Genomic DNA, 22,854 nt, shown 5'->3' with positions numbered 1-22,854 from the left:
CAATACAAGGATAGTTATGGCAATACCTGCAGATGTTCAAGAATTTGTAGAGAAGCATATGAAATTAATGATTTCTCAGACTGAGACATATTTGCCATTTATCAAAGTTGCATTTCCTTATTCAAATAATATTGCAGATGGAGTATACAATCTAATCATTGGAAGTGCATTATCTGTATTTGTTAATCAATTTGCTATGAAGATGAAATATCCAACAGCTGATGATTTTACAGATTTTGGAAAAATTGCCTTAAAGTACAGAGATCAAGTTGATCAGTTTTTCAAATAATCTAAGCTAATTCGCCTAGAAAATGAATAGTATGATTTGTAACAACAACGGTTCTGTCTTTTGGTACATGGTATAGTTTTTTGGAGCCGTTTGCAGATTGAACAATAAGTTTAGCAAAAGGATCCTTAAGTGATTTGTAAAGAATGCCTTTATCACCTACTGACTGAGACCAATGGTTTCCTTGTACAAAAGAAATTGTTTGGAACTTTACAACTTGATATGAATAGACCATTTCTAATTAATTATTAATAATTGCACTCATTAATGACTTTCCTCCAATTAGTGCTGCAATAGATAATCCTACGTTAGCAATTAGGTTGATTGCAAATGCTCCATAATGGCTTTGTTCAAGAAAAGTATTGGATTCAAGTGCAAGACCAGACATTGTAGTAAGCGAACCACAGAATCCTACAGCAGCAAAAAGAGAATATTTTCCATCAAGATGCCAGTGTTGAGACATTACAATAAATGCTCCCAGAATAAATGCCCCTAATACATTGACTACTAGAACATTAACAGGTAACGTGTTGAAAAGCAAGGGCGATTCAATAACTTTGAATCTCAGATATGCCCCTAATACAGATCCCACTGCAAGAAAAACAAATTCTAGACCTTTCATCTATGCATTATAGAAATCAAATGACATTATTAGTGCTATTTGAATGAAAATTTAGGTTCATTTTGCTCCTGTTATTGTTTAATTTAGAAAAATAAGTCTATAGTTTTTATAGGTTCAATATTTTTCCCAGACTGAATGACATTAAAATTGAGATGTGATGACTATGGTTTTGAATGTGAATTTCTCCTAGATGGAGAAAAAACCGTAGGACTAATCGAAGAATTAAGAAATCATTTTGAAGAAGAACATGGAATTGATTATACAATAGAGGCAGTAACTCAAATGATCCAAAACCGTGGCCATTCTTTAGAATCAATCAGAAAATAGATTTTTCAAAAAGTTATTTTCATTTTTAACATTTATTATAATGTGTGTTGTATAGGAATTAAGAATCAAGTTTTAACAAAAATTTGAGGAATTTTTAGTATGTAGAGAATAGTTTTGAATCTAAAATTACCTGAATCATATTATTTTTATTTTATAATCACTTATAGAAAATAATAGTGGTAGAAAATTATTCAAACGATTATGATGTAAAGTGTCAACTAGATACTTGCAAAACCTACCCTGCAATAACAGATTCTGAAAGAGGAGAAATTGTTTGTGGGGGTTGCGGTCTTATCTTATTGCAAAATATGGCTGACGCATCATATGAAAACAACGGTTACACCTCGGAAGACTTTATGAAAATGTCAAGAACAGGTCCTGCATCATCACTAACAATGAATGATAGAGGATTATCAACTGTTATTGGCACGAATAAAGATTCTACTGGAAAAGCATTATCTAGCAAAACAAAATACGAGTTTAACAGACTACGAACTTGGGATCAAAGAAGTAAATCTAGAAAGACTGCCAGTTTGAGCAAGGCATTCACTTTACTTCACGGAATGAAAACAAAGTTAGCAATATCAGATAACGTAGTTGAAAATGCTGCATATATTTACAGAAAAGTGGTTGGTGCAAAACTGACCAGAGGAAGAACAATGGCCTCATTGATTTCAGCCTCACTTTACGCAGCATGTAGAGAGAACAACATTCCAAGAACATTAGACGATATTGCAGATGCTGGTAATGTAGAAAGAAGAATACTTTCTCGAGATCTGAGAACCATAATCAAAAAGCTTGGAATGAATCTTAACCAATATGATACCACCTCATTCATCTCAAAAATTTCAAACAACATGAATCTAAAAGAGAAAACAAAACGAGATGCGTTTGAAATCCTTAGAAGATGTGAAAAAGAGGGAATCACTGCTGGAAAGCATCCCGTAGCACAGGCTGCAGCATCATTATACATTTCATGTATAATGAATGGAGAAAAAATTAGTCAAAAGAAATTTTCAGTAGAATCTGGAGTAAGTGATGTCACAATCAGAAACAGAACTGTATTGATTAGGAAGACATTAAAGCTTGTTGAGTAGATAACCCAAAAAATCCTACAATTTTATTGTAGGAGAAAATATTTTTTCAAAGATTATTTCTTTTAGTTGATTTACTAAATCCATAATTACTCGAACTTGCTCTAGTGTAATTTCTCTGAGTTTTTGAACTGAATCATTAAGTTCTGAAATTTCTTCTTGTAATCTTAATTTGTCATTTTTAAGAGAAGATATTTGATTATGTAGATCAGTATTTTGTTGTTTTAATTTGTTATTTTCTTCAGTTAATCGTTTTACTTTTTCTGAATCAGTTTCTCCTGGAAAAGGATCTGGTGTAGGCGGAGGTTCCGGTATTCTTATTGGTTCTGGAGGTGGACTAGGTTCCGGTATTTGTGGTGGTTCTGGTTCTTGTTCTGTTTCAAATGCTAATGTAATTTGAAAAAAACTGACAGATGCAAGTAAGGCAATGATACCAAAAAGCAGGATAGATTTCATTTTAAAATCTCACAAAAACATTAGAGCAGTTTTGTATATGAATATAATTACTAATTTCTAAGAATGAAAAAGGATTATTTGTAGAAATCAGGTTCTTGATCTCTTTTTTGTTTTGGAAGATCTTCCATAACTGCTTGAACAACTTCATTGTGATTGTATGTTAGATGTCTGAGAAACTTTGCTGATTCATCAGCTCTAGTTTTGTCATCAGCAAATAACATCTCAGGACTGCTCAATTCAGTCATCATTGTATTGCATTCTTTGCATGGTTCAAAGTCAAGATAGAGTTTCATGATTTTTCCACATTTTCTTAGTATTTAGACTATTTTATGGATTAGGTATTGGTGCCTCTTTCTTTCGAGGCTTTACCTTATCCACAGCATCAATAAGATCTTGTTGAGTAATCTTGATCTCCTTGACATTCTTTGATTTACCAGCAACATATCTCTTCAAAGCTGCAATAGCTGCTCTGTTTGTAACTGCTTCAATCTCAGCACCGCTAAAGTCATCAGTCAATTTCACAATTTCTGGGATTTTTACATCAGTTGCAAGAGGCTTTTTCTTTGTATGAATCTCAAAGATATGTTGTCTTCCTTTTTCATCAGGATTTGGAACTTTTATGATTCTATCAAATCTGCCTGGTCTGAGAAGTGCTTCATCCACAATGTCTAATCGGTTTGTTGCGCCAATAATCAACACGTTGTGTAGTTCTTCTAGTCCATCAATTTCTGTTAGGATCTGAGATACTACATTTTCTGTAACATGTGAATCAGAGCTACCACTTCCTCTTCTTGGAACAAGTGCATCAACTTCATCTAGGAATATGATACATGGAGCTGCTTGTCGTGCCTTTCTGAATATTTCTCTGACTCCTTTTTCAGACTCTCCAACCCATTTTGAAAGTAGTTCAGGACCCTTGATGCTAATAAAATTAGACTCTGTCATTTTTGCAAGAGCTTTTGCTATCAATGTTTTGCCGGTTCCTGGAGGACCATGAAGTAGAATTCCTTTTGGTGCTTCCACATCAACATAATCATAGGCATCCTTGTATTTGATTGGCCATTCAACTGCCTCTTTGAGTTCTTCTTTTAATTCATCTAAACCACCAACATCATCCCAGCTTACATTAGGAATTTGGACTTGTACTTCTCTGAGTGCACTTGGTCTGACTTCTTTTAATGCATCTCTAAAGTCATCGCTGGTGATTTGGATCTTTTGAAGAATTTCTGTTGAAATCTTTTCTTCATCAAGATCAATTTCAGGAAGAATTCTACGAAGAGATCTCATTGCAGCTTCTTTAGATAATACTTCTAAATCAGCTCCTACAAATCCATGTGTAGTTTTTGAGATTTGTTTCAGATCTACTTTTTCATCAATTGGCATACCACGTGTATGAATTGAAAGAATATCGAATCTACCTTCATCATCAGGAATTCCAATTTCAATTTCTCTATCAAATCTGCCTGGTCTTCTTAGTGCAGGATCGATTGAATCTGGTCTGTTAGTAGCTGCAATAACTACAACTTTACCTCTAGATTTCATTCCGTCCATTAGAGTAAGTAATTGTGAAACAATTCTTTTCTCTAGCTCACCAGAAACTTCGTCTCGTTTTGGAGCAATAGAATCAATCTCATCGATGAAAATTATGCTAGGAGCATTTTCTTCAGCCTGAGTAAAGATTTCTCTGATTCTTTCTTCACTTTCTCCATAATGCTTACCCATTATTTCAGGACCACTTAAGGAGATAAAGTGAGCATTTGTTTCTCCAGCTACTGCCTTTGCCAGTAGTGTTTTACCGGTACCTGGAGGACCATACAAAAGAACACCCTTTGGTGCTTCCACGCCTATTTTATCAAACAGTTCTGGATGTCTCATTGGCAGTTCTACCATTTCGCGAATTTTTTGAACTTCATTTTTTAGACCTCCAAGTTCATCGTATGTAATTCGTGGAACAGAAGAATCAACAGCTTTGGTCATTGCTCCAAGTTTGAATACAGTATTTTCTGTAACTAAAACTGGCTTTGATGGTTTTGTGCTTGTTACAATAAACTGAACTCTTCCGCCCATCTGTGTGTTAAGAGATACTGAATCTCCTGTTGTAAATACATGATTAAGATAGTTGTAAATCATATATTCTTGCAATCCTTCTGCAGAAATCTTTTCAGTTGGAGACAAAACAATTTGTTCAGCATTTACAGCTTCTACTGATTTTAGTGAAATTTTATCACCAATTCCAGCTCCAATGTTTTGCCTTGTCATTCCGTCTATTTTGATAATACCTGAACCATATTCTTCAGGTGCACCTGGCCAAAGTTTTACATGTGTTTTTTTATTATATGTTAATTCTAGTATTTGTCCAGTATTCCATTTTTGATCCTCAATAATTTTTGGATCAACTATAGCTCTTCCTCGTCCAACGTGTTGTTGTGGACTTTCCTCAATTTTTAAAACTATTTCACTCATATCATTACCTCAAAAATAAAGAGGGGTTTATTCAACCTCCACTGTTTTGCCTTTTGGTTTTTCCTCTTCAATTAACTTGAAGGTAATTTGCAAAACCCCGTTTTTGTAAGAAGCTTTTGCTGTGTCTTCATCAACTTTGTGTTGTACAGGAACTTTTACATGATATTTCTTGTCACCGTGTTGTGCTGAAAGATCAACTGCCTTGTTTTCAACAACAATTTTGACATCAGACTTTTCAACTCCTGGCATCTCAGCTATGAGTTTTACTACTTTTTCTTTTTCGTCGACAATTGTGTCAACTATTGGTTCTCGTGTATCAGAAGTTGGTAAAAGTCCTGGTTTGACATTTCCATACTCCTTTACAACAGGTTTTCCATCAGGACCAACGGTCATTGTATAACCATAATAATATGGACCAGATTCAGAACCATTTCCCTTGAATTCCTCAAAAATGTCATCTATATCAAAAAAAGAGCTTGACATTCTTTTGAAAATTCTATCAAATCCACTATCAAAGAACATTGTCATATTCACCTATATTATGTAATGTATATGACATTATATAAAGATTATTGATATTAATTTGATTTCTTACATAATCCTATTATAACTGACATATTATAATAATTTTGATGAGGACTGCAAATATGTCCATACCAGAAATTGTAAGAGAAATTATCACCAGAAATCGTTCGATTTATGATTGTATGAAGATGGATTTGATTAACTATACAGCTCTGGCAGTAAAAATCCAACCAGAGATTGAAAAAATTCTGGGAAATTCTGTGAATCTCAATACTGTAGTTGTTGCAATCAAAAGATATGCTGATTCATTTGAGATTAAAGACGAAGTAAGAGAAGAATCAGTTTTGAAAAATGCAAGATTGGCTTTGACTGATGGTATAATGGATATCAAATTTTCAGTAAAGGATTCAAACGAAATAGATCCTATGGTAATTTTAGACAAATTCTCCAAGATAACGAATAACTATGATTTTTTCAGACTATCTGATTCGTTTAGATTTCTAACAGAGGATATGGATGATATTAGACAGATTTTTAGTAATGTATCAAAAAATAATGAAATGTTTAGTACGGGTCTTGCAAAAATTAGAATTTCAATTCCCAATTCCCAAAATCAATCAGACGTAGTATCTTATGTTGCTGAAGTTTTACATGCAAATGGGGTAGAACTAGTTAATGCATTTTTCAGTCAGGATAGCATTACAATCATTCTAAATGAAAGGGATTCATCCAGAGCCTATGATATTTTACATTCAGATATTATGAGAACCTGAGCCTAATAAGGGACGTATTGGAAATTGTTCTTATAGCATATATTCACCCAATTTGTGAAGAAAGCACAATTGGCAAGAAATAAGAAAAAAATTGTAATTTTAGGGGGAGGATTTGCAGGTGTGGAATGTGCAAGACAATTAGAATCAGAGTTTGGAACTGATTCAGAAATAGAACTAGTTATGGTAAGTGAAGATAATTTTCTATTATTTACACCAATGTTACCACAAGTTGCTTCTGGAATGATTGAAACCAGACATATTGTTTTACCAATCAGAACTATTTGTAAAAAAACAAAATTCTATGAAGGCAGAGTCAAAAATATTGATCCTTATGGAAAATTAGTAACATTATGGGGAACTGGAGATAAAAGAAGTATTTCAATACATTATGATTTTCTAGTGGTTGCACTTGGCAGTGAGACGAATTTTTTTGGGATGGCTGATGTTGAAAAAAATGCTTACACTATGAAGACACTCAATGATGCTGTAATGTTAAGAAATAGAGTAATTGATATGCTTGAACAGGCAGAAAATGAGACTAATCCAATACTAAGAAAAAGTTTTTTGAATTTTGTTGTTGTTGGTGGAGGATTTGCAGGAATTGAGACTGCAGGAGAATTAATGGATCTTCTTTTAGATGCAAGAAAACATTATCCAACAATTCACAAAGAAGATCTCAAAGTAATTGTATTAGAAGCTCTGGGAATGATTTTGCCTGGATTTAATACGAAATTGGCAGACTTTGCAAAAGACAAGATGGTAGAAAGAGGAATCGATATCAGATTAAAAACTGCGGTAACAAGTTTTGATGGAAATGAAGTCACTATCAAATCATTAGATGAACATCCAAAAGATTCAGTAGATACTTCTAAAATTGATTCAATAGTAACAAAGACTTTGATTTGGACTGCAGGTGTTACACCAGTTAATACAATTAAGAGATCTATGTTCAAAACTGATAAAGGAAAAGTTATTGTAAATGATTATTTGGAAGTTTCAGATTTTCCAGGAGTATTTGCTATTGGTGATTGTGCATTACATTTAGATCCTGAAACACAAAGACCATTACCTCCAACTGCTCAAATTGCAGAAGCTCAAGCAAAAATTGCAGCTAAAAATTTGATTGCAATAATTAAAAATTCTAAAAAAGAAAAATTTGTTTATCATTCAAAAGGACAAATGGCAATTATTGGAAAAAGATCAGGAATTGCTACATTTTTAGGAATGAATATTTCAGGATTTTGGGCTTGGCTAATTTGGCGAAATGTATACCTCTCAAAAATCACAACATTTGATAAAAAAACTCGTGTGTTTCTTGATTGGACAATAGATTTGTTTTTTGATAGAGATATTTCGAGACTAAAATTAATGAAACGTGAAACCGAGAAAGAATACAAACTACTTGATGAAGTAGATGATGTTTGGTAAAAAAAATTATTTTCTAATTTTATAGATAATTATTGTAGGAGCTACAAAATACATTCCAATGTTAAGGATTATCAGACTAATTCCATAACCTAGAACTGATTCTTCTGAATTTACATCTACATAATTAAGAATTGATAGGGATGTAAGTAGTGGTGTTAGGGTAACCTTTACTGCTTCCTTGAAAAGAGGGTTTTCACGTTCTAAATCTGCAATCATAGGTGAAAATGAGTAATAGAATTGATTAAATCCGCTCATAAATGCAGTACCTGATTTTGTTGATAAGATGAGATTATCTCTAATCTCTCTTAATTGTTGAACTTGAGGAGCTAATTCTGAACCATATGTTGCAGTTGCAATTAGACAGCCACCACCTTCTTTATTTTGTGATAATATTTCAAATGAATCAATTGTTTCTTCAAATCTTGGAAGTTGTGAATCAAATTCGTTAACTCCATTGCTATATGCAAATGTGTAAACTTTTTCCGTATCAAAAATCATAATTTCTCTAAATTTTACATCAAAACTTTCATTATTTGAAAAGAATGTACCTATTGCATTTATCACATAGGCTTGATTTCCATTAACAGAAATTTTTTCTTGTGAAATTATGTCTAGGTTACCTGCCTCTACAACTTGCTTAATTGTTTCAGTTTTATTGAAAATAAGGTCATCCATAGTTCTTTGATTGGTTTCTTCTACTGTTAATGAAATCACAGGATTTATGGCTCCAATTTTTGGTCCTACTGCTACTACGTCAGGAGAATTTGGTGTTGTTTTATTTGGAGTTTGTAATAACCATCCTTCAGGTACACTAAATCCTATTTCATGCTCAGTGCTTTCATATTTTTGATTACCAGTAGATGGAGTAATGGTTGATTCAGTACGTTCTGGTTCTTGTAATTCAAGAATATTTGAGACTTCTGAACGATTAACTATTGTAACTTTAGTAATTCTTACTTGTTCAGGATCTTGTGGTCTGTCTTGAGAAGTAGTTTCCACTGATGCAATTTTATCTAATGTTTCAAAACTTTCTTCAGTTACAATTCTACCAAATACAGTATATTGTTCATCAAGAAAATTTGAGTCAGCATGTACGATAAAGAATTGTGAGCCACCACTGTTTGGATCAGCAGATCTTGCCATTGAAACAATTCCTCGATTATGTTTTATTGTGTTAAATTCAGCATCCACACTTGTTTTTGGGCCACCAGTTCCCCAGGTACTAGGATCACCTTCTATTGTGTTTGGATCGCCTCCCTGAATCATAAATCCAGGAATAATTCTATGGAAAAGAGTTCCATCATAAAATCCAGATTGAGATAATTTAATAAAATTTTCAACGTGTTTTGGTGCATCATTATAAAAAAATTCTATTGTAATGTTTCCAAGATTGGTCTCTAAAACTACTACAGGATCTACAAAGTTAATTTTGTTAATCTCATTTTCTTGCGCAAATGTATAGTTTCCAAAACTAACTAAAAGTAATGAAATTGTCAAAATTAGGAAGACTTTATTCAATATTTTTTTCCATAAATTCTTACTTAAAAGCTAATTGTATTGATTTTTAACAAAGTCAAATAAATCAAGTACATGGAACCTGAAGAAAAGATTCAGGCACACATAGTTTCAGTGTGGAGAGAATCCAAGAAATTCTTTTCAATTGGTGGGAAAGAAGGTATGTTGGTATTAACTGACAAACATTTGATGTTTATTCATAAGACAGAATCTAAAATGAATTGGTGGAAAGCTATTACTCAAAGACAAGTAATCAATTTTATTAAATCAAAAAATACAATGATCCGTCATGATGGGTATAATGAAGAAGATCTGATGAATGATTGCGAAGATGACAGGAATGTTGAGTTAGGGTTTGATGATATTTCCAGTATTAGTTTTACAGAAAAAGATTGGGGAAGTTCATTACAATTAGAATATCAAAAGAATGGAAAAGATGAGAAATTTCAGTATTCAATAGCCCAAGACTGGGTGAAATATCCTGTAAAAGAGCCTACAAAATACATGAAAGTGGATTGGAAGCCTTTTGTGCAATATATTAAAGACAGACAGAAATTTACAAAATAAAATTGAAGGTTTATGCTGTAGGTGTTGGGCCTGGTTCTCCAAAATATGTGACAGAAATAGTGAAAGAGATTATTCAAAATTGTGATGTAGTTATCGGTTACAAATACACTCTAAAAACTATTGAAGAGTTGATTGTAGGAAAAGAGATCTATGAAATTACTATGAATGATCAAGAAGATTCCTATCAAAAGATTCTGCCAGAGCTTGGTGACAGAACATTAGTAATTCCATTTACAGGTGATGTAAATTTTTCAGAATCAGAAGTAGTTGACAGATTAATAGAAATTTTTGGCGAAATAGAAATTATTCCAGGCATTAGTTCAATTCAAGTTGCTGCATCAAGAGCAAAGGTTCCTCTTGATAAATCAAAAGTAATTACAATGCATGTAACTACTCCAATTGAAGATAAAAAATTAGAATTGCAAAAGGCATTGATTGATGGTTTTAGTGTTGTTTTGGTTCCAAGACCTTGGCCAAAACAACCAGATAAGCATTTTATGCCTTCTGAAATAGCCATTTATCTTCGAGAACATGATTTTGATACTGAAAAGATGAAGGTTCATGTTTTTGAGGCAATAACCACTGAGAATGAAACACATTTTGAAGGCACGGTAAAAGATTTGGAAGAAAAAGAATTTTCTGATTTGTCGGTAATGGTGTTCAACCAAGTGAGTCTTGATTCATATATGAATTATAGATGGCAGTGGGAAAATTAATTGCCTTGTTGATTTTTTGATGTACCAAACGAAACATTGTCCACGTTAGGGAAACTTGCTACTTCAATTTTCATATAATTATAGTCTGGATCATATAGTTTGTAAATTCCTATACCATCAAATGTAATATTAACAGATTCGCCAGGTGCAATATATCCAGTTGAAATTCTTCCATCAGGTGTAAATGGATTGTATCGATCACCATAATTTTTTTTTCCACTAATTATGCTGTGTTGTACTACATCATCATTTACTAAAGTAATAGTAGTACCTGGCTGTACTGTAAGTCTATCAATAGAAAAGAATCTAAGATAACTTGAGGCGTCAAATCCAGGAACAGTGTTATCAGTTTTTTGTGCAGATGAACCTCTAAGAATGTGAATAATTAGATTTGATTTTTCAGGGTCTGTTGAAGTTGGTGTGATTTTAGAAAGAGTTGACAGTTTTGTTGTGTAAATAATCTTATATGATTCATCAGATGTTGTAATTCTTCCAGTAAAACCATAAATTGATGCATCTTTACTTTCTTCAACTAGTCTTCCAAAAAAGCTAATTGATGTATCAAAACCAGTTGAACTTTCAACTAGACCATTTATTCGAATATATTTTCCTTCACGTAAAAATTTTCCTTGTAAATTGGAAATTACAAATTCTTCATCATTTAATGTGATAAAACCATCATGTATAAGAAAATTAATCGTACTTCCACTCTGTTTTTGAGAAGATAGACCAAGATCAATTTCCGATATTTTTATAATTTCCTCAGTTACAGCAAATCCAGAACCTTCTAAAAGAAATGCTTGCTTTTCAGAAATTTCCGCAAATGCCTCATTTGCAAAATATCCAGACGAAATCAAAAGTAAAGCTAATAGTGAAATGGTTGCTTTCATGATTAAATTCTCATCTAATTTGGTTTATAATTTGCTACTAAATTATTTTAGACTGATTAGGCAAAACGAGAGGAATTAAAGATCAGAGTTCAGGCATGTTCATTAGACCTTCTTTTTGAGCAATTTCTATCATGTAAAATTCAATATATCCACCAGCTAAAAGAAGACCAGTAACAATTCCTATTTCAATTAATGTTGGTTTGATAAATGGCATCAAATCAAATTTTTTGAGAATTGCTCTGATCAAAATAAAACTCCTAGAAATTCCAAGAGAATATGCTGCTAGTTCCATTAAACCAAACGGAGAAAAGAAAAGAATTGACAGTGGTGGAATCTCACCAATTTCTGGTGCAGTAAAGGCTATTGATGCAAATGCAAATCCTGTAGACCATGAAGCAAATAATCCCCATACAATCCCAAATCCAGGAATAAACATTGGAAGAGCTATAGTCAAATTATGTGTAAATATTCCAAATGCATCAATATCTAAAACAAGTGCTTCAAATTCTGCCATAAATGCATCTGCTTCCTCTTCAGTAACAGTAGATAATGAGCCGATTTGAAATAAAGCTGCAAAAAGCCCTAAAAATACAAAGAATGAGATAATTCTAAGTTTATTCACACAGCATAATATTATGAACAATATTTGAGGGTTGGTGCAGGCGCAGATTTAATTAAACCAGATTGTACTTTTTGATATGAAAAAGGAACTTACTTTTGCATTAAATTATGCGTTAAACAAGGGATTCCAGATTCATCCGGACGCTTTTAAAATTTTAGAAGATATAGATGTAAAAAAATTAGAGAAGATAATAAAAGAAATAGTCAGAGAGAAAACTAGACAAAAATTATTCCAGATTAATCAAGATGATTTAGAAACATATCTTGGAATTAAAGACGATCTTTCATTACAAAATGAAATTAAAATATTATCAGATCCTACAAGTAAGATAACTTCAGGTGAAGGAGTAAAAGGATACAATGCATTATTTTCTAGTCGTTTTAACAAACTTAAACGAATTATTTCAGACAGACCAGAGTCAAAAATGCTCAAATCTGCAGCATCTCTAAAAAATACAAAAATTGAAGATGATTTGTATGTATGTGGACTAGTTTCAGTTAGAAGTTCTGAGAGAAACATCACAAAAATCGTTCTTGAAGACCCATCAGGCTCATTTGAAGGCATTATTTTTGATGAGGAATTACAAAAAACTGCTGGTACTCTGTTATTGGATCAATTTGTAATGGCAAGAGTAGGTTCGGCTAAAAACTCTGGATATATCATCAAGGATTTAATTTTGCCAGATATTCCAGAACAGGCTAAAAACAAGTCAGAAAGTGAAGCATATGCCGTATTTCTTTCTGATTTACATATAGGAAGCAGATATTTCATGGAAGAAGAGTTTTCAGATTTTGTATCATGGATCTCTAGTCCTGATCCAATTGCAAAGAAAATTAGGTTTGTCTTGATTGGAGGTGATGTTGTAGATGGAGTAGGAATCTATCCAAATCAGAATAAAGAACTGGTATGTCAAACAATCCAAGAACAGTTAAAAAAAGCAGAGGATTTGATTGACAAAATCCCAAAAAATGTAAAGATCATTATAATGCCTGGAAATCATGATCCTGGAAGAAGAGCACTACCACAGCCAGCCATACCTCAAAAATATAATTCTGGTTTGTGGGAAAGGGAAAATGTGTTTATGGTGGGTAATCCTGCCGTAGTCTCATTAAATGGAGTTAAGGTTTCAATGTTTCACGGACAAAGTATAGATGATATTGTAAAGACCACCCCAGGTCTAAGTTATGATAGACCTACAGATGTGATGAAACATCTTCTTAGAGCAAGACATTTGAGTCCAATTTATGGTAGCCAGACACCGATAGCACCTGAGATGGAAGATCTTATGGTAATTCAAGATATTCCAGATATTTTTCACGTCGGTCATGTCCATAGAGCACAACTAGACATGTACAAAGGAATTTTATTGATAAACTCAGGTTCATGGCAGAAGCAAACACCATTTCAAGCCAGTGTTGGGATGACACCAAATCCAGGAATTGCTATTTTAGTAAATCTCAAAACTTTCCAAGTTTTCCATCAAAACTATAGTTCTAATTTAGATAATATCTTGCAAAGTTAGATCGTCTTTGAATGTTTTTTTTATCATTTCAGATGATATTGTAAGTTTGTATTTTTTTGTCCTGCCATGAATTCCTTGATGAATTAGTCTTCCTGAAATTATTCCAGATAATTCAATTTCACTGAGCATTTGTGTTATTCTTCTTTGAGTTAGCTCGTCTTTTCCAACTGCCTTACAGAGATTTTTGTAAGATGAATAAATCTCGCCTGTAGAAGAACCATTTGCCTTCATTATTGCAATAAGGACTAGTTTTTCATGTAGTGGAAATGATTTGAGAGATTTTTCCTCTTTATTTTCTTCCATTTTTTGAGAGGCTTCTCTCACATGTTCAATAGTGACTTTTTCTGATTGTTGACGTTCAGCAAGTTCTCCTGATACTCGAAGTAAATCTATTGCTCGTCTGGCATCACCGTGTTCTCCTCCAGCAAGTGCGGCAATGAGATTTAGTGCGGGTTCATCTACTGAATTTGCAACAAATGATTCATTGATTCTTTCTTCAAGAATTTTTTTTATTTGTTCAACATTATAGTTTGTAAATACAATCTCTTCTTCTCCTAGGCTGCTGATTACCCTAGGATCCAATCTTTCTTTAAATGTCAAATCATTTGAAATTCCAACCAAAGTTAGAGAACCTTGTGTTAGACGCTCATTTGCTCTAGTAAGTTGATATAGAATATCCTTGCCTGTTTTTGCTACTAATTGGGCTAAATAATCAATTTCGTCAATTACAAAAATTGCGTTAAGTTTTTCTTCATCTATTTTTGTTAGTAATCTTTTGAATACCACGCTGATTGCCAGTCCATTTGAGGGTAATTCCTTCTCATTTAGGCCTAATTGCCTGCCTAAACTCACTAATAATCCATAAAGGGTTGTTTCTTCTTTAGAATTAGAATATACTAACTTAATTGGAAAGTTTGATTTTTCTACCCTTTCTTGAATTTTTGAAAGAACTTTTTTCACAACCAAAGTTTTACCTGTACCTGGTTTTCCATATACTAGAAGATTTGATGGTCTAGATTTTTTTAAAATAGGTAATAATGATTGAGTAACTTGTTCTTGTTCAGATTTTCTATGTAAAATAATTTCTGGAATATATGTAAAATGAAGAATATCTCGATTTTTTATTATTGATTTTCCTGATTCTGCAGCATCTAACATATCATCTATAGGATCAGACATACTCACACACCTTTGTTTCCTCTCAATACTAACACAATCATATCTGAATTAAGAGAGTATAGTATAGAATAGTAATTGTAGTTTAGTTTGTAATTAATTATTTTTAGTTAGTTTTAGATTTTCTAATAAAAAAAATTAAAGAAAAAGATAGAGTGGAAATATCGGTGTGTGGGTTTCTTTGGTTGAGAATGAGTTAACATTTTTGTTAAGTTTGTGTTAAATAAAACCAAAAAAACCCAATTTTGACCCCTTTATTTCCATTCCAGGCGTTAAGGTGAATGTTAACACTGTGAATATCATGAAAATAACCCCTTTATTTCCACTCCAGGTATGAAAACCTATTAAATTAAAGGATTTATTGAAAGTTAACTGTTAATAACAAAAAATAGGCTAGGCACGGGCTAGGCAGTCAATGTTAACAAACCATTTAGTTAACAAACATTCTTGGATCATTTGAACTGTTAACATTCGATCCATTAGATCTCAAAGATGGCTAAAAAAAGGATTAGAATAGACATGGAAGACTCTGATGGAGCTCGTTATGATATCAAATTAGAGGGTAATGTTACAAGAGACAAAGTCCTCAAAATCTTTGAAATGATGGACTTGATGAATATTGAAGAAGAACAAGAGGTTACAAATATGGATTCTGTAGGCTCCAAAATTTGGAATATTGTGGATAAATTCTTCCCAATGGGCAAATTTACCTCTACAAACATTCTTGAAAAATATGAAGATGAATATAATGAACCTGTCAAACTAAGTGTAATTTCCACATATTTGTCAAGATTTTCCACAAAAGGTAGGGTAAATAGGACCAGAACAGGCCGAGAATGGACATATCAAACCATTAAACTAGCGCAAAAACAACAATAACTAATCAAGAAATAGTAACTTTTCTAATCAATAATCGATCTTTTCCCAAAATTACTTTGACATATTCCCCTTTTTGAATATCCATATACTTTCTAAACTGTTTTGGAATAGAAATTGTTCCTGCAGAAGTGATTTTTACCAACACTTCATTGTCTTGGACTGACATAATACCATTATAAATTAATAATATATATAATTTATTAAATTATCTAATTATATTTTCATTATAAAATATGGCTAAATTACTCAAAAAATTGTAAATTCACTATGAAAAATTCTTAAAATTATTCTATTCTAAAATTGGATTGACTTCTAATTCTCCAACTTTTGCCATTCCTTTTTCAGTAATTGAATAAGTATATGGTTTTGATTCTGTGTTTCTTTGTACATATCCATCTTCAAACAACTTTTTCATCAGGCGTGAAGTATGTTCCCTACTTTTCTTTAATGTGATTTGTATGTCACGTGATGTCATAGCCTTGTTTGTGATTAGATGCAACACATAATCAATTGGGTTTGCAGGCGTAATAGTTGGTATTTTTGGTGTTGAAATCACTTTTTCAGGCACAACTTCTGGTTTGCTAACAACCTCAATAGGTCTTTCAGAAGCCTCATTCTTTGCCAATTTTTCTAAGAATTTCTTTAATTCCAAATTAGGATCCTCTGCTTTTTGTTCTATACCTTGAATTTCTAATGCATCTAGGCGTATTTTCATATCTATCAACTGCCTTTCGTAATATTCTAATCGTTCAGTTTGGGTTGCATCAAATACTTCCTTCTTAATTTTCACGAATGGACTTATCTTGAAATATGCATACAAACCTAAAATCCCCACAATAAATGCTAAAATCACAGATAAAATCACTTCAGGTTCAGGAATTTCCACTAACATCACAACATCTATGCCTACATTGTGATTTATCGTGATAGAACAACATTATTTCACACTTTAGATTAACAAACTCACACATAATCACAAACAAAATCATTTTGTTACTTGACTAGGTAATCACATACATCACATATTACATGCCTGACGAATGAGCCTATCTATCACACTTATCACTTCATCTTCTCTTTCAGGAAAAATATCACTCTCATTTATCACACTAATTTGCTCAGAAAGTTTTGAAATCACATCTATATCATCAGGTAAAAGTATGCCTAAACCACGAAAAAGTATGATTGAATAGAATAATCCGATTAATTTGTCTCTAGATTGACCAACTTGCCTATAATACGCACCTTTACTAATAGGAAAACTTGATTCTAGAAGATCTTTCTGATTTAAAATAATTTCAACTTGTCGCTCTGTAAACAATGATTTTTTGATAATTTTACGTATAATATTGTTAAAATTAGATCCTTCAGACTTGTCCATAGCTATACAAATCTGTATACAGCATTCCAATTAAACTTTAAAGAGACATCCACAGACATTCTTTATGACTGGAAACAAAGTAGAATCATTCCTAAAATCAGAATTAAAAAAGAAAAATGCATTATTGTTTGTATTAATCGACTCTGAAGTGTCAAATCTAGAGGCATCAAGCAAGCTTGCTAAAGATGTGGAGAAGATCGGGGCTTCAGCAATTTTAGTAGGAGGCTCATCAGCAACCGATCAAATTGAAATGGCTCAGGTAGTAAAAGGAATCAAAAAAGGTCTAAAAATTCCAATTATTCTATTTCCAGGCAATGTTACTGGTGTTGTACCAGATGCTGATGCAATCTTATTTAGTTCACTAATGAATTCTGAAAATCCATATTTTATAACACAAGCACAGGCTTTAGGAGCTCCAAGTGTCCTTAAATTTGGATTAGAGCCACTCCCAACTGCATATTTAGTGATTGGAGATGGAACTTCTGCTTGGTTTGTTGGTTCAGCAAGAGGAATTCCATTTGAAAAACCAAAAATTGCTGCAGCTTATGCTCTTGCAGCTCAATTCCTTGGCATGAGATTTGTATATCTTGAAGCAGGTTCTGGTGCAAAAACTAACGTTACTCCTGAAATGGTAAAGACAGTCAGACATGCATTTAATGGATTTTTGATTGTAGGTGGAGGAATCAAAGATGAAAAAACTGCTGAAAGTCTAGTTAAAGCAGGAGCAGATGCTCTAGTAATAGGAACCTTCCTAGAAAAGGGAGGAAGTATCAAAAAACTCGAACAAATAGCAAAAGCAATTCAAAGAAGCAAGTAAAAGGACTGTATTATGTCTGAAAATGATTCAACATCTCGAATTAGTAATGTCGAGATGCCTGACTACTATTTTGATTACTATTCTAGCCTCTCAAATGAGGTATATTCAATTTTTGAGCATGCGGCATCAGCTAAATCCAGTCTTGCAGATTCCTCAGGTAATATTGAGCCTAAAATAGCATTTGATTTGGCTGATAGAGTTGCAAAAATGCACGAGATCGATATTGCCGAACCATTAAGAGAAATTCTAAAAATCAATGGAAAAGAACTCTCGGCATTAATTTTAGCAAAAGAGATTGCTTTAGGCAAATATTGTCTTCCAGATGCTACTTTAGAAGACAAACTAGATCTTGCAGTACGTGTAGGATTGGCGATAATTACTGAAGGAGTAACTATTGCACCATTACAAGGAATTAGTGAAGTAAAAATAAAAAAAAATAAAGATGGAACAGAATATCTTTCTGTTTCTATTGCAGGACCAATGCGTTCAGCGGGTGGAACTGAATCTGCAGTTACTCTGCTAATTGCAGATCATGTTAGAAAGATTGCTGGCCTTTCAAAATTTCAAGCAAATTCTTTTGATGATGAAACTGGTAGATTTGTTGAGGAATTAAGAATCTATGAAAGAGAAGCTAGTAGCTTTCAATTTCATATTTTAGATGAAGATATTGAACATGTAATTTCTAATCTTCCAGTTGAACTAACTGGTGTTGATACTGATCCATATGAGGTTGTAAATCATAAATCCATGGCTAGAATCCAAACAGACCGAGTAAGGGGAGGTGCCTTACGTGTTTTAAATGATGGATTGATTGGAAGATCAAAAAAACTCCTCAAAAGAATCGAATTGTATAATCTGGATGGCTGGGAATGGCTCAATGATCTTAAAGGAGCAGTTCAGACTGGGGAAAATCAGGAAGATGCAGCTGCAAAAAGAATGCGTGAAGTGATTACAGGTAGATCTGTATTGTCCATGCCTAACAAATTAGGCGGATTTAGACTGAGATATGGAAGAGCATGTAATACGGGTTTTGCAGCAGTAGGAATACACCCAGTAATTGCAGAAATTCTTGATCATACTGTAGCAGTAGGTACTCAAATCAAAATTGACATTCCTGGTAAAGGAGCAACAGTAGCATTTGTTGATTCAATTGATACCCCAACTGTTCGTCTCAATAACGGAAATGTTGTAAAGATTCGAGATGTAAAACATGGATTAGAAATCAAAGATGACATTGAAAAAATCCTACACTTAGGTGATATTTTAATTTCATTTGGTGATTTTTTAGAAAATAACGCACAATTGGTACCCTCAGCATATGTAGAAGAATTTTGGACAGAGGAACTAAAACAAAAAATTGAAAAATATGAACCAAACGATCAGTATCTAAATCAATTTTTAAATAGAATTCCAACAATTGATGAAGCATTAAAAATTTCACTTGATTTTAAAATTCCCCTTCATCCACATTATCTATATTTCTGGGATAAAATATCATCTGAAGAACTCCTCAAACTTTTAGAACCTAAAAATGTCAATGAAACATCAATCGAATATTCAAATGATGTAAAAAAAATTCTTGAAGATTTAGGCACCCCTCATAAAATTGAAAATGATTCAATTATTCTTGAACATCAAGAAGCAAAAATTTTCTTTAATCTTTTATTTAGAAAGAAACCATCCATTGATGATTTATCAGTACCGAAAATTCTAACTAAATCATCTGGCATTAAAATTAATAATAAATTCTCAACAAGTATTGGAGTTAGAATAGGAAGGCCAGAAAAAGCAGCAGCTAGACAAATGAAACCTGCAACACATGTATTGTTTCCAGTTGGTGAGAAAGGTGGACCTACTAGAGATCTTCTTAAAGCTTCTAGAAATGAACACTTTTTTGCTAATATTTACAATCGACATTGTAAAAAATGCAATCAACCATCTATTGGAATTAAATGTTCTATTTGTGGTACAAAAACTTCTATCACATACAGATGTACAAATTGTAGAGATACTCTTAAAGAACCATTTTGCGAAAAATGCAAGCGTAAATCTCCTGCTCATTCACATAAAGAATTTCCATTAAAAACTAGGTTACTTTTAGCTCAAGAAAAAATGGGACTTCGAGCTAAAGAACCATTCAAAGGAGTAAAAGAACTCATCAATCAGGATAAAATTGCAGAGCCTCTTGAAAAAGGACTTGTACGACAAAACTTTGGATTAACCACTTTCAAGGATGGAACCGTAAGATTTGATGCGACAAATTCCCCATTAACACAATTCAGACCATCATGGATTGGTACATCAATTGAAAAACTAAAAGAACTCGGGTATACTCATGACATTGACGGAAATCCAATTGAATCTGAAGAACAAATTATAGAACTTCGGATGCAAGATGTGATTATACCATACGAAAGTGGAAATTATCTAGTCTCAACTTGTAAATACATTGATGTCTTATTAGAAAAATTCTATGGTAAATCTTCATTTTACAATGTAAAGAATTCAAAAGATCTTATTGGGCATTTGATAATCGGTTTAGCTCCTCATACATCTGTAGGAATAGTAGGAAGAATCATAGGATATACTGAAACTCATGTTTGTTTTGGAACTCCTAATTGGCATTCTGCAAAAAGAAGAGATGCTGATGGTGATGCTGATTCAATAATGCTATTAATGGATAGCCTGCTTAATTTCTCAAGACAATTTCTATCTGATAGAATAGGTGGATTAATGGATGCACCATTACTTGTTCAACCTCATGTTTTACCACACGAATCTCAACCACAAGCACATAATCTTGAAGTCACAAAAATACTTCCTTTGGAATTCTTTGAATCTACATTTAAACAAGTAAAAGCTTCTGATGTGACCTCGATTGAAATTATTAAATCTCGACTTGAAACTAAAAGACAATTTTATGATTATCATTTTACTCACAAAACTTCATCATTAACAACTTCAAAATCAAGAAGCGCGTATTCCACACTTGGTTCAATGCTTGACAAATTTGACATGCAAGTTAGAAATGCTGAATTAATCAACGCTGTAAATACATCAGAGATTGTTTCGAATGTAATTTCAACACATCTTGTTCCAGATCTAATGGGAAACTTAAGAGCATATGCTAGACAGAGCTTTAGATGTACTGCATGTGGAAAATCATTTCGTAGAATGCCTCTTATCCAAACTTGTGTTTGTGGTCACAAATTAATTGCCACAATTACTAGAGGTTCAGTAGAGAAATATCTAAAACTTGCAAAAAGATTGGTTGAAAAATATGATGTGGGTGAATATCAACGGGGAAGAATTCTTGCTTTATCCGATGAAATAGAATTAGTATTTGGTAAAAGCAGAGGAGATCAATCCTTACTGACAGATTATTCGTAAATTTATCTTAATTTGACGTACTCGTAAGCACCTAATTTATTATCAAAACAGAATTTAACTTTCTGATAATCTTTTCTGAATGTTTTGACTTTAGAAAGAATTTTCTTTGGATCCTTTTTATCAATTACAACTTGTTTAATGTATGATGCAATTTCTTGCATCTCGTTCTTTTTCATTCCAAGTCTTGTAATTTCAGAAACTCCCAATCTAATTCCACCTGGATGGAAATAGTTTCTTCCAGCTTTGATATCTCCTGGAATTAATTGTCTATTTACTATGATGTTTGCTTTTTCTAAATCAGCTTCTACTTTTCCACCATCTGAATAATCTAAAACATTAACTGCAATTTGGTGTGATTGTGTAAATCCTCTACTTTCTCCTAATACTTTGAATCCCATATCGCTTAATGCTTCAGCAAATGCTTTTGCATTTTTGATCACTGCAGTAGCATAATCTTTACCAAACTCTAAAGCTTCGGCAAATGCAACTGCTTTTCCTGCCATATGATGAATGTGATGACTACTTGTGAGTCCAGGGAAAGTTGCTTTTTTGATTACTTCTTCATGTTCTTTTGAACCTAAAACAAGTCCACCTTGAGGGCCAAACAAAGTCTTGTGAGTACTCATAGTCATGGTATCTGCACCTTCTCGAAGAGGATCTTGGAATTTTCCACCTGCAATTAATCCTGCAACATGTGCAGCATCATAATTGATATGCATATCATAACTTTTGAGGAAATCTGATAATTCTTTGACAGGATGAGGAAACAGAAACAATGAACCGCCAAACATTGCCATTTTTGGTAAACGGTTTTCATTTTTGAGATCTTTTACTTTTTGTTTTGTCTTATCTACATCAATTGTCATTTCTTCTGCATCAAATGGATAGAATTCTATTTCTAATCCATGAACTAAACCTGCAGTTCCTGAATGTTCCTTTTTTCCATGTGAAATATGTCCACCAGCTGGAATTGAAGGTGCTAACATGATATCCCCAGGATTGGTAAATGCAGAATATATTGCCAAATTTGCAACAACTCCTGAAATTGGTCTGACATCAGCAAATTTTGCTTTGTATAATTTCTTAGCTAATTTCATACATTCAAACTCTACATCATCAATGTAGACACAACCTGCATAGACTCTTTCTCCAGGCCATCCTTCAGCATATCTATTTCCAAAATCAGAAATTATTGCTTCTCTGACTGCAGGACTAGGAATATTTTCACTTGCAATCAATGGAATTGAATTCTCAAACCATTTGTGATGATCCTTTAATTTTGTAAATATTTTATCATAAGCTTCTCTATTTTGTGATTTAGCCATATTTGGCATCTTGATTTTCCCAATTTAAAAACACCGATATGATCTCAAAATGATCCATCCTGATCTGGAAGGTATAAAAG

At 32.9% G+C, this 22,854-nt stretch carries 25 protein-coding genes; 11 read left to right on the top strand and 14 right to left on the bottom strand.

Annotation, left to right across the window (positions count from 1 at the left end; translation table 11 throughout):
- The first annotated feature begins 16 nt into the window (after positions 1-16).
- Positions 17-289: a hypothetical protein gene (locus tag ACW9XA_RS03645; RefSeq protein WP_457763036.1), complete on the top strand. Its 273-nt coding sequence runs from the start codon at positions 17-19 to the stop codon at positions 287-289.
- 1 nt (position 290) lies between these two features.
- Here ACW9XA_RS03645 and ACW9XA_RS03640 read toward each other — a convergent pair whose 3' ends face one another.
- Together ACW9XA_RS03640 and ACW9XA_RS03635 are read right to left on the bottom strand one after the other, a co-directional pair.
- A complete protein-coding gene (locus tag ACW9XA_RS03640) occupies positions 291-521 on the bottom strand; it encodes a hypothetical protein (RefSeq protein ID WP_014966096.1) in 231 nt (76 codons plus the stop codon).
- A gap of 6 nt (positions 522-527) precedes the next feature.
- On the bottom strand, positions 528-908 hold the full coding sequence (locus tag ACW9XA_RS03635) for a fluoride efflux transporter FluC (protein WP_457763035.1): 381 nt from the start codon (positions 906-908) through the stop codon (positions 528-530).
- Between the two features lie 135 nt (positions 909-1,043).
- Here ACW9XA_RS03635 and ACW9XA_RS03630 point away from each other — a divergent pair, with 135 nt between their 5' ends.
- Positions 1,044-1,235, top strand: coding sequence for a DUF1059 domain-containing protein (locus tag ACW9XA_RS03630; RefSeq protein ID WP_457763034.1), 192 nt, complete (start codon positions 1,044-1,046; stop codon positions 1,233-1,235).
- A 176-nt stretch (positions 1,236-1,411) separates the two neighbouring features.
- Positions 1,412-2,332 (top strand): transcription initiation factor IIB, encoded by a 921-nt coding sequence (locus tag ACW9XA_RS03625; protein WP_457763033.1) that lies wholly within the window; start codon positions 1,412-1,414, stop codon positions 2,330-2,332.
- A 15-nt stretch (positions 2,333-2,347) separates the two neighbouring features.
- Here ACW9XA_RS03625 and ACW9XA_RS03620 read toward each other — a convergent pair whose 3' ends face one another.
- From ACW9XA_RS03620 to hsp20, 4 genes are all read right to left on the bottom strand, one after another.
- On the bottom strand, positions 2,348-2,785 hold the full coding sequence (locus tag ACW9XA_RS03620; protein ID WP_457763032.1) for a hypothetical protein: 438 nt from the start codon (positions 2,783-2,785) through the stop codon (positions 2,348-2,350).
- A gap of 74 nt (positions 2,786-2,859) precedes the next feature.
- Complete coding sequence (locus tag ACW9XA_RS03615; protein ID WP_014966091.1) at positions 2,860-3,078, bottom strand: hypothetical protein; 219 nt, start codon at positions 3,076-3,078, stop codon at positions 2,860-2,862.
- A gap of 34 nt (positions 3,079-3,112) precedes the next feature.
- Positions 3,113-5,248, bottom strand: a complete 2,136-nt coding sequence (locus ACW9XA_RS03610; protein ID WP_457763031.1) for a CDC48 family AAA ATPase — start codon at positions 5,246-5,248, stop codon at positions 3,113-3,115.
- Positions 5,249-5,275: 27 nt separating this feature from the next.
- Positions 5,276-5,776, bottom strand: coding sequence for an archaeal heat shock protein Hsp20 (gene hsp20 / locus ACW9XA_RS03605; protein WP_457763030.1), 501 nt, complete (start codon positions 5,774-5,776; stop codon positions 5,276-5,278).
- Positions 5,777-5,895: 119 nt separating this feature from the next.
- Here hsp20 and ACW9XA_RS03600 point away from each other — a divergent pair, with 119 nt between their 5' ends.
- Both ACW9XA_RS03600 and ACW9XA_RS03595 read left to right on the top strand, forming a co-directional pair.
- Positions 5,896-6,546 carry an ACT domain-containing protein gene (locus ACW9XA_RS03600; RefSeq protein ID WP_457763029.1) on the top strand — a complete coding sequence of 217 codons (651 nt, stop codon included), beginning with the start codon at positions 5,896-5,898 and terminating at the stop codon, positions 6,544-6,546.
- A gap of 69 nt (positions 6,547-6,615) precedes the next feature.
- Positions 6,616-7,974 (top strand): NAD(P)/FAD-dependent oxidoreductase, encoded by a 1,359-nt coding sequence (locus tag ACW9XA_RS03595; protein ID WP_457763088.1) that lies wholly within the window; start codon positions 6,616-6,618, stop codon positions 7,972-7,974.
- 6 nt (positions 7,975-7,980) lie between these two features.
- On the opposite strand, the gene ACW9XA_RS03590 is transcribed toward ACW9XA_RS03595, so the two are convergent.
- Positions 7,981-9,492 carry a peptidylprolyl isomerase gene (locus tag ACW9XA_RS03590; RefSeq protein ID WP_457763028.1) on the bottom strand — a complete coding sequence of 504 codons (1,512 nt, stop codon included), beginning with the start codon at positions 9,490-9,492 and terminating at the stop codon, positions 7,981-7,983.
- Between the two features lie 72 nt (positions 9,493-9,564).
- On the opposite strand from ACW9XA_RS03590, the gene ACW9XA_RS03585 reads away from it, so the two are divergent.
- Together ACW9XA_RS03585 and cbiE are read left to right on the top strand one after the other, a co-directional pair.
- On the top strand, positions 9,565-10,056 hold the full coding sequence (locus ACW9XA_RS03585) for a hypothetical protein (protein WP_457763027.1): 492 nt from the start codon (positions 9,565-9,567) through the stop codon (positions 10,054-10,056).
- A 2-nt stretch (positions 10,057-10,058) separates the two neighbouring features.
- A complete protein-coding gene (gene cbiE, locus ACW9XA_RS03580; protein WP_457763026.1) occupies positions 10,059-10,772 on the top strand; it encodes a precorrin-6y C5,15-methyltransferase (decarboxylating) subunit CbiE in 714 nt (237 codons plus the stop codon).
- Here cbiE and ACW9XA_RS03575 read toward each other — a convergent pair.
- Positions 10,769-11,662, bottom strand: a complete 894-nt coding sequence (locus ACW9XA_RS03575; RefSeq protein WP_457763025.1) for a cupredoxin domain-containing protein — start codon at positions 11,660-11,662, stop codon at positions 10,769-10,771. The two genes, cbiE and ACW9XA_RS03575, sit on opposite strands and share 4 nt — an antisense overlap.
- An 82-nt stretch (positions 11,663-11,744) precedes the next feature.
- Positions 11,745-12,176: a stage II sporulation protein M gene (locus tag ACW9XA_RS03570; protein WP_457763087.1), complete on the bottom strand. Its 432-nt coding sequence runs from the start codon at positions 12,174-12,176 to the stop codon at positions 11,745-11,747.
- 184 nt (positions 12,177-12,360) lie between these two features.
- On the opposite strand from ACW9XA_RS03570, the gene ACW9XA_RS03565 reads away from it, so the two are divergent.
- Positions 12,361-13,806, top strand: coding sequence for a DNA-directed DNA polymerase II small subunit (locus tag ACW9XA_RS03565; RefSeq protein WP_457763024.1), 1,446 nt, complete (start codon positions 12,361-12,363; stop codon positions 13,804-13,806).
- Here the strand turns inward: ACW9XA_RS03565 and ACW9XA_RS03560 are convergent.
- A complete protein-coding gene (locus tag ACW9XA_RS03560; protein ID WP_457763023.1) occupies positions 13,783-14,985 on the bottom strand; it encodes a Cdc6/Cdc18 family protein in 1,203 nt (400 codons plus the stop codon). The two genes, ACW9XA_RS03565 and ACW9XA_RS03560, sit on opposite strands and share 24 nt — an antisense overlap.
- A 489-nt stretch (positions 14,986-15,474) precedes the next feature.
- On the opposite strand from ACW9XA_RS03560, the gene ACW9XA_RS03555 reads away from it, so the two are divergent.
- Positions 15,475-15,861, top strand: coding sequence for a hypothetical protein (locus ACW9XA_RS03555; RefSeq protein ID WP_300323113.1), 387 nt, complete (start codon positions 15,475-15,477; stop codon positions 15,859-15,861).
- Between the two features lie 4 nt (positions 15,862-15,865).
- Here ACW9XA_RS03555 and ACW9XA_RS03550 read toward each other — a convergent pair whose 3' ends face one another.
- The 3 genes from ACW9XA_RS03550 to ACW9XA_RS03540 form a co-directional block, all read right to left on the bottom strand.
- Positions 15,866-16,027, bottom strand: a complete 162-nt coding sequence (locus ACW9XA_RS03550; RefSeq protein WP_109877580.1) for an AbrB/MazE/SpoVT family DNA-binding domain-containing protein — start codon at positions 16,025-16,027, stop codon at positions 15,866-15,868.
- Between the two features lie 123 nt (positions 16,028-16,150).
- Positions 16,151-16,753: a winged helix DNA-binding protein gene (locus ACW9XA_RS03545; RefSeq protein WP_457763022.1), complete on the bottom strand. Its 603-nt coding sequence runs from the start codon at positions 16,751-16,753 to the stop codon at positions 16,151-16,153.
- 126 nt (positions 16,754-16,879) lie between these two features.
- The gene (locus ACW9XA_RS03540) at positions 16,880-17,242 is read right to left on the bottom strand and encodes a hypothetical protein (RefSeq protein WP_457763021.1); all 363 of its coding nucleotides are present in this window, start codon (positions 17,240-17,242) and stop codon (positions 16,880-16,882) included.
- 64 nt (positions 17,243-17,306) lie between these two features.
- On the opposite strand from ACW9XA_RS03540, the gene ACW9XA_RS03535 reads away from it, so the two are divergent.
- Together ACW9XA_RS03535 and ACW9XA_RS03530 are read left to right on the top strand one after the other, a co-directional pair.
- Positions 17,307-18,059, top strand: a complete 753-nt coding sequence (locus ACW9XA_RS03535) for a phosphoglycerol geranylgeranyltransferase (protein ID WP_457763020.1) — start codon at positions 17,307-17,309, stop codon at positions 18,057-18,059.
- A 12-nt stretch (positions 18,060-18,071) separates the two neighbouring features.
- Positions 18,072-21,449 carry a DNA polymerase II large subunit gene (locus ACW9XA_RS03530; protein WP_457763019.1) on the top strand — a complete coding sequence of 1,126 codons (3,378 nt, stop codon included), beginning with the start codon at positions 18,072-18,074 and terminating at the stop codon, positions 21,447-21,449.
- Positions 21,450-21,451: 2 nt separating this feature from the next.
- Here ACW9XA_RS03530 and ACW9XA_RS03525 read toward each other — a convergent pair whose 3' ends face one another.
- The gene (locus tag ACW9XA_RS03525) at positions 21,452-22,774 is read right to left on the bottom strand and encodes a serine hydroxymethyltransferase (protein ID WP_457763018.1); all 1,323 of its coding nucleotides are present in this window, start codon (positions 22,772-22,774) and stop codon (positions 21,452-21,454) included.
- Positions 22,775-22,854 lie beyond the last annotated feature (80 nt).

It is taken from the genome of Candidatus Nitrosopumilus sp. bin_6a (genome assembly GCF_054095695.1).
This window is presented reverse-complemented; position numbering and strand designations above follow the sequence as displayed.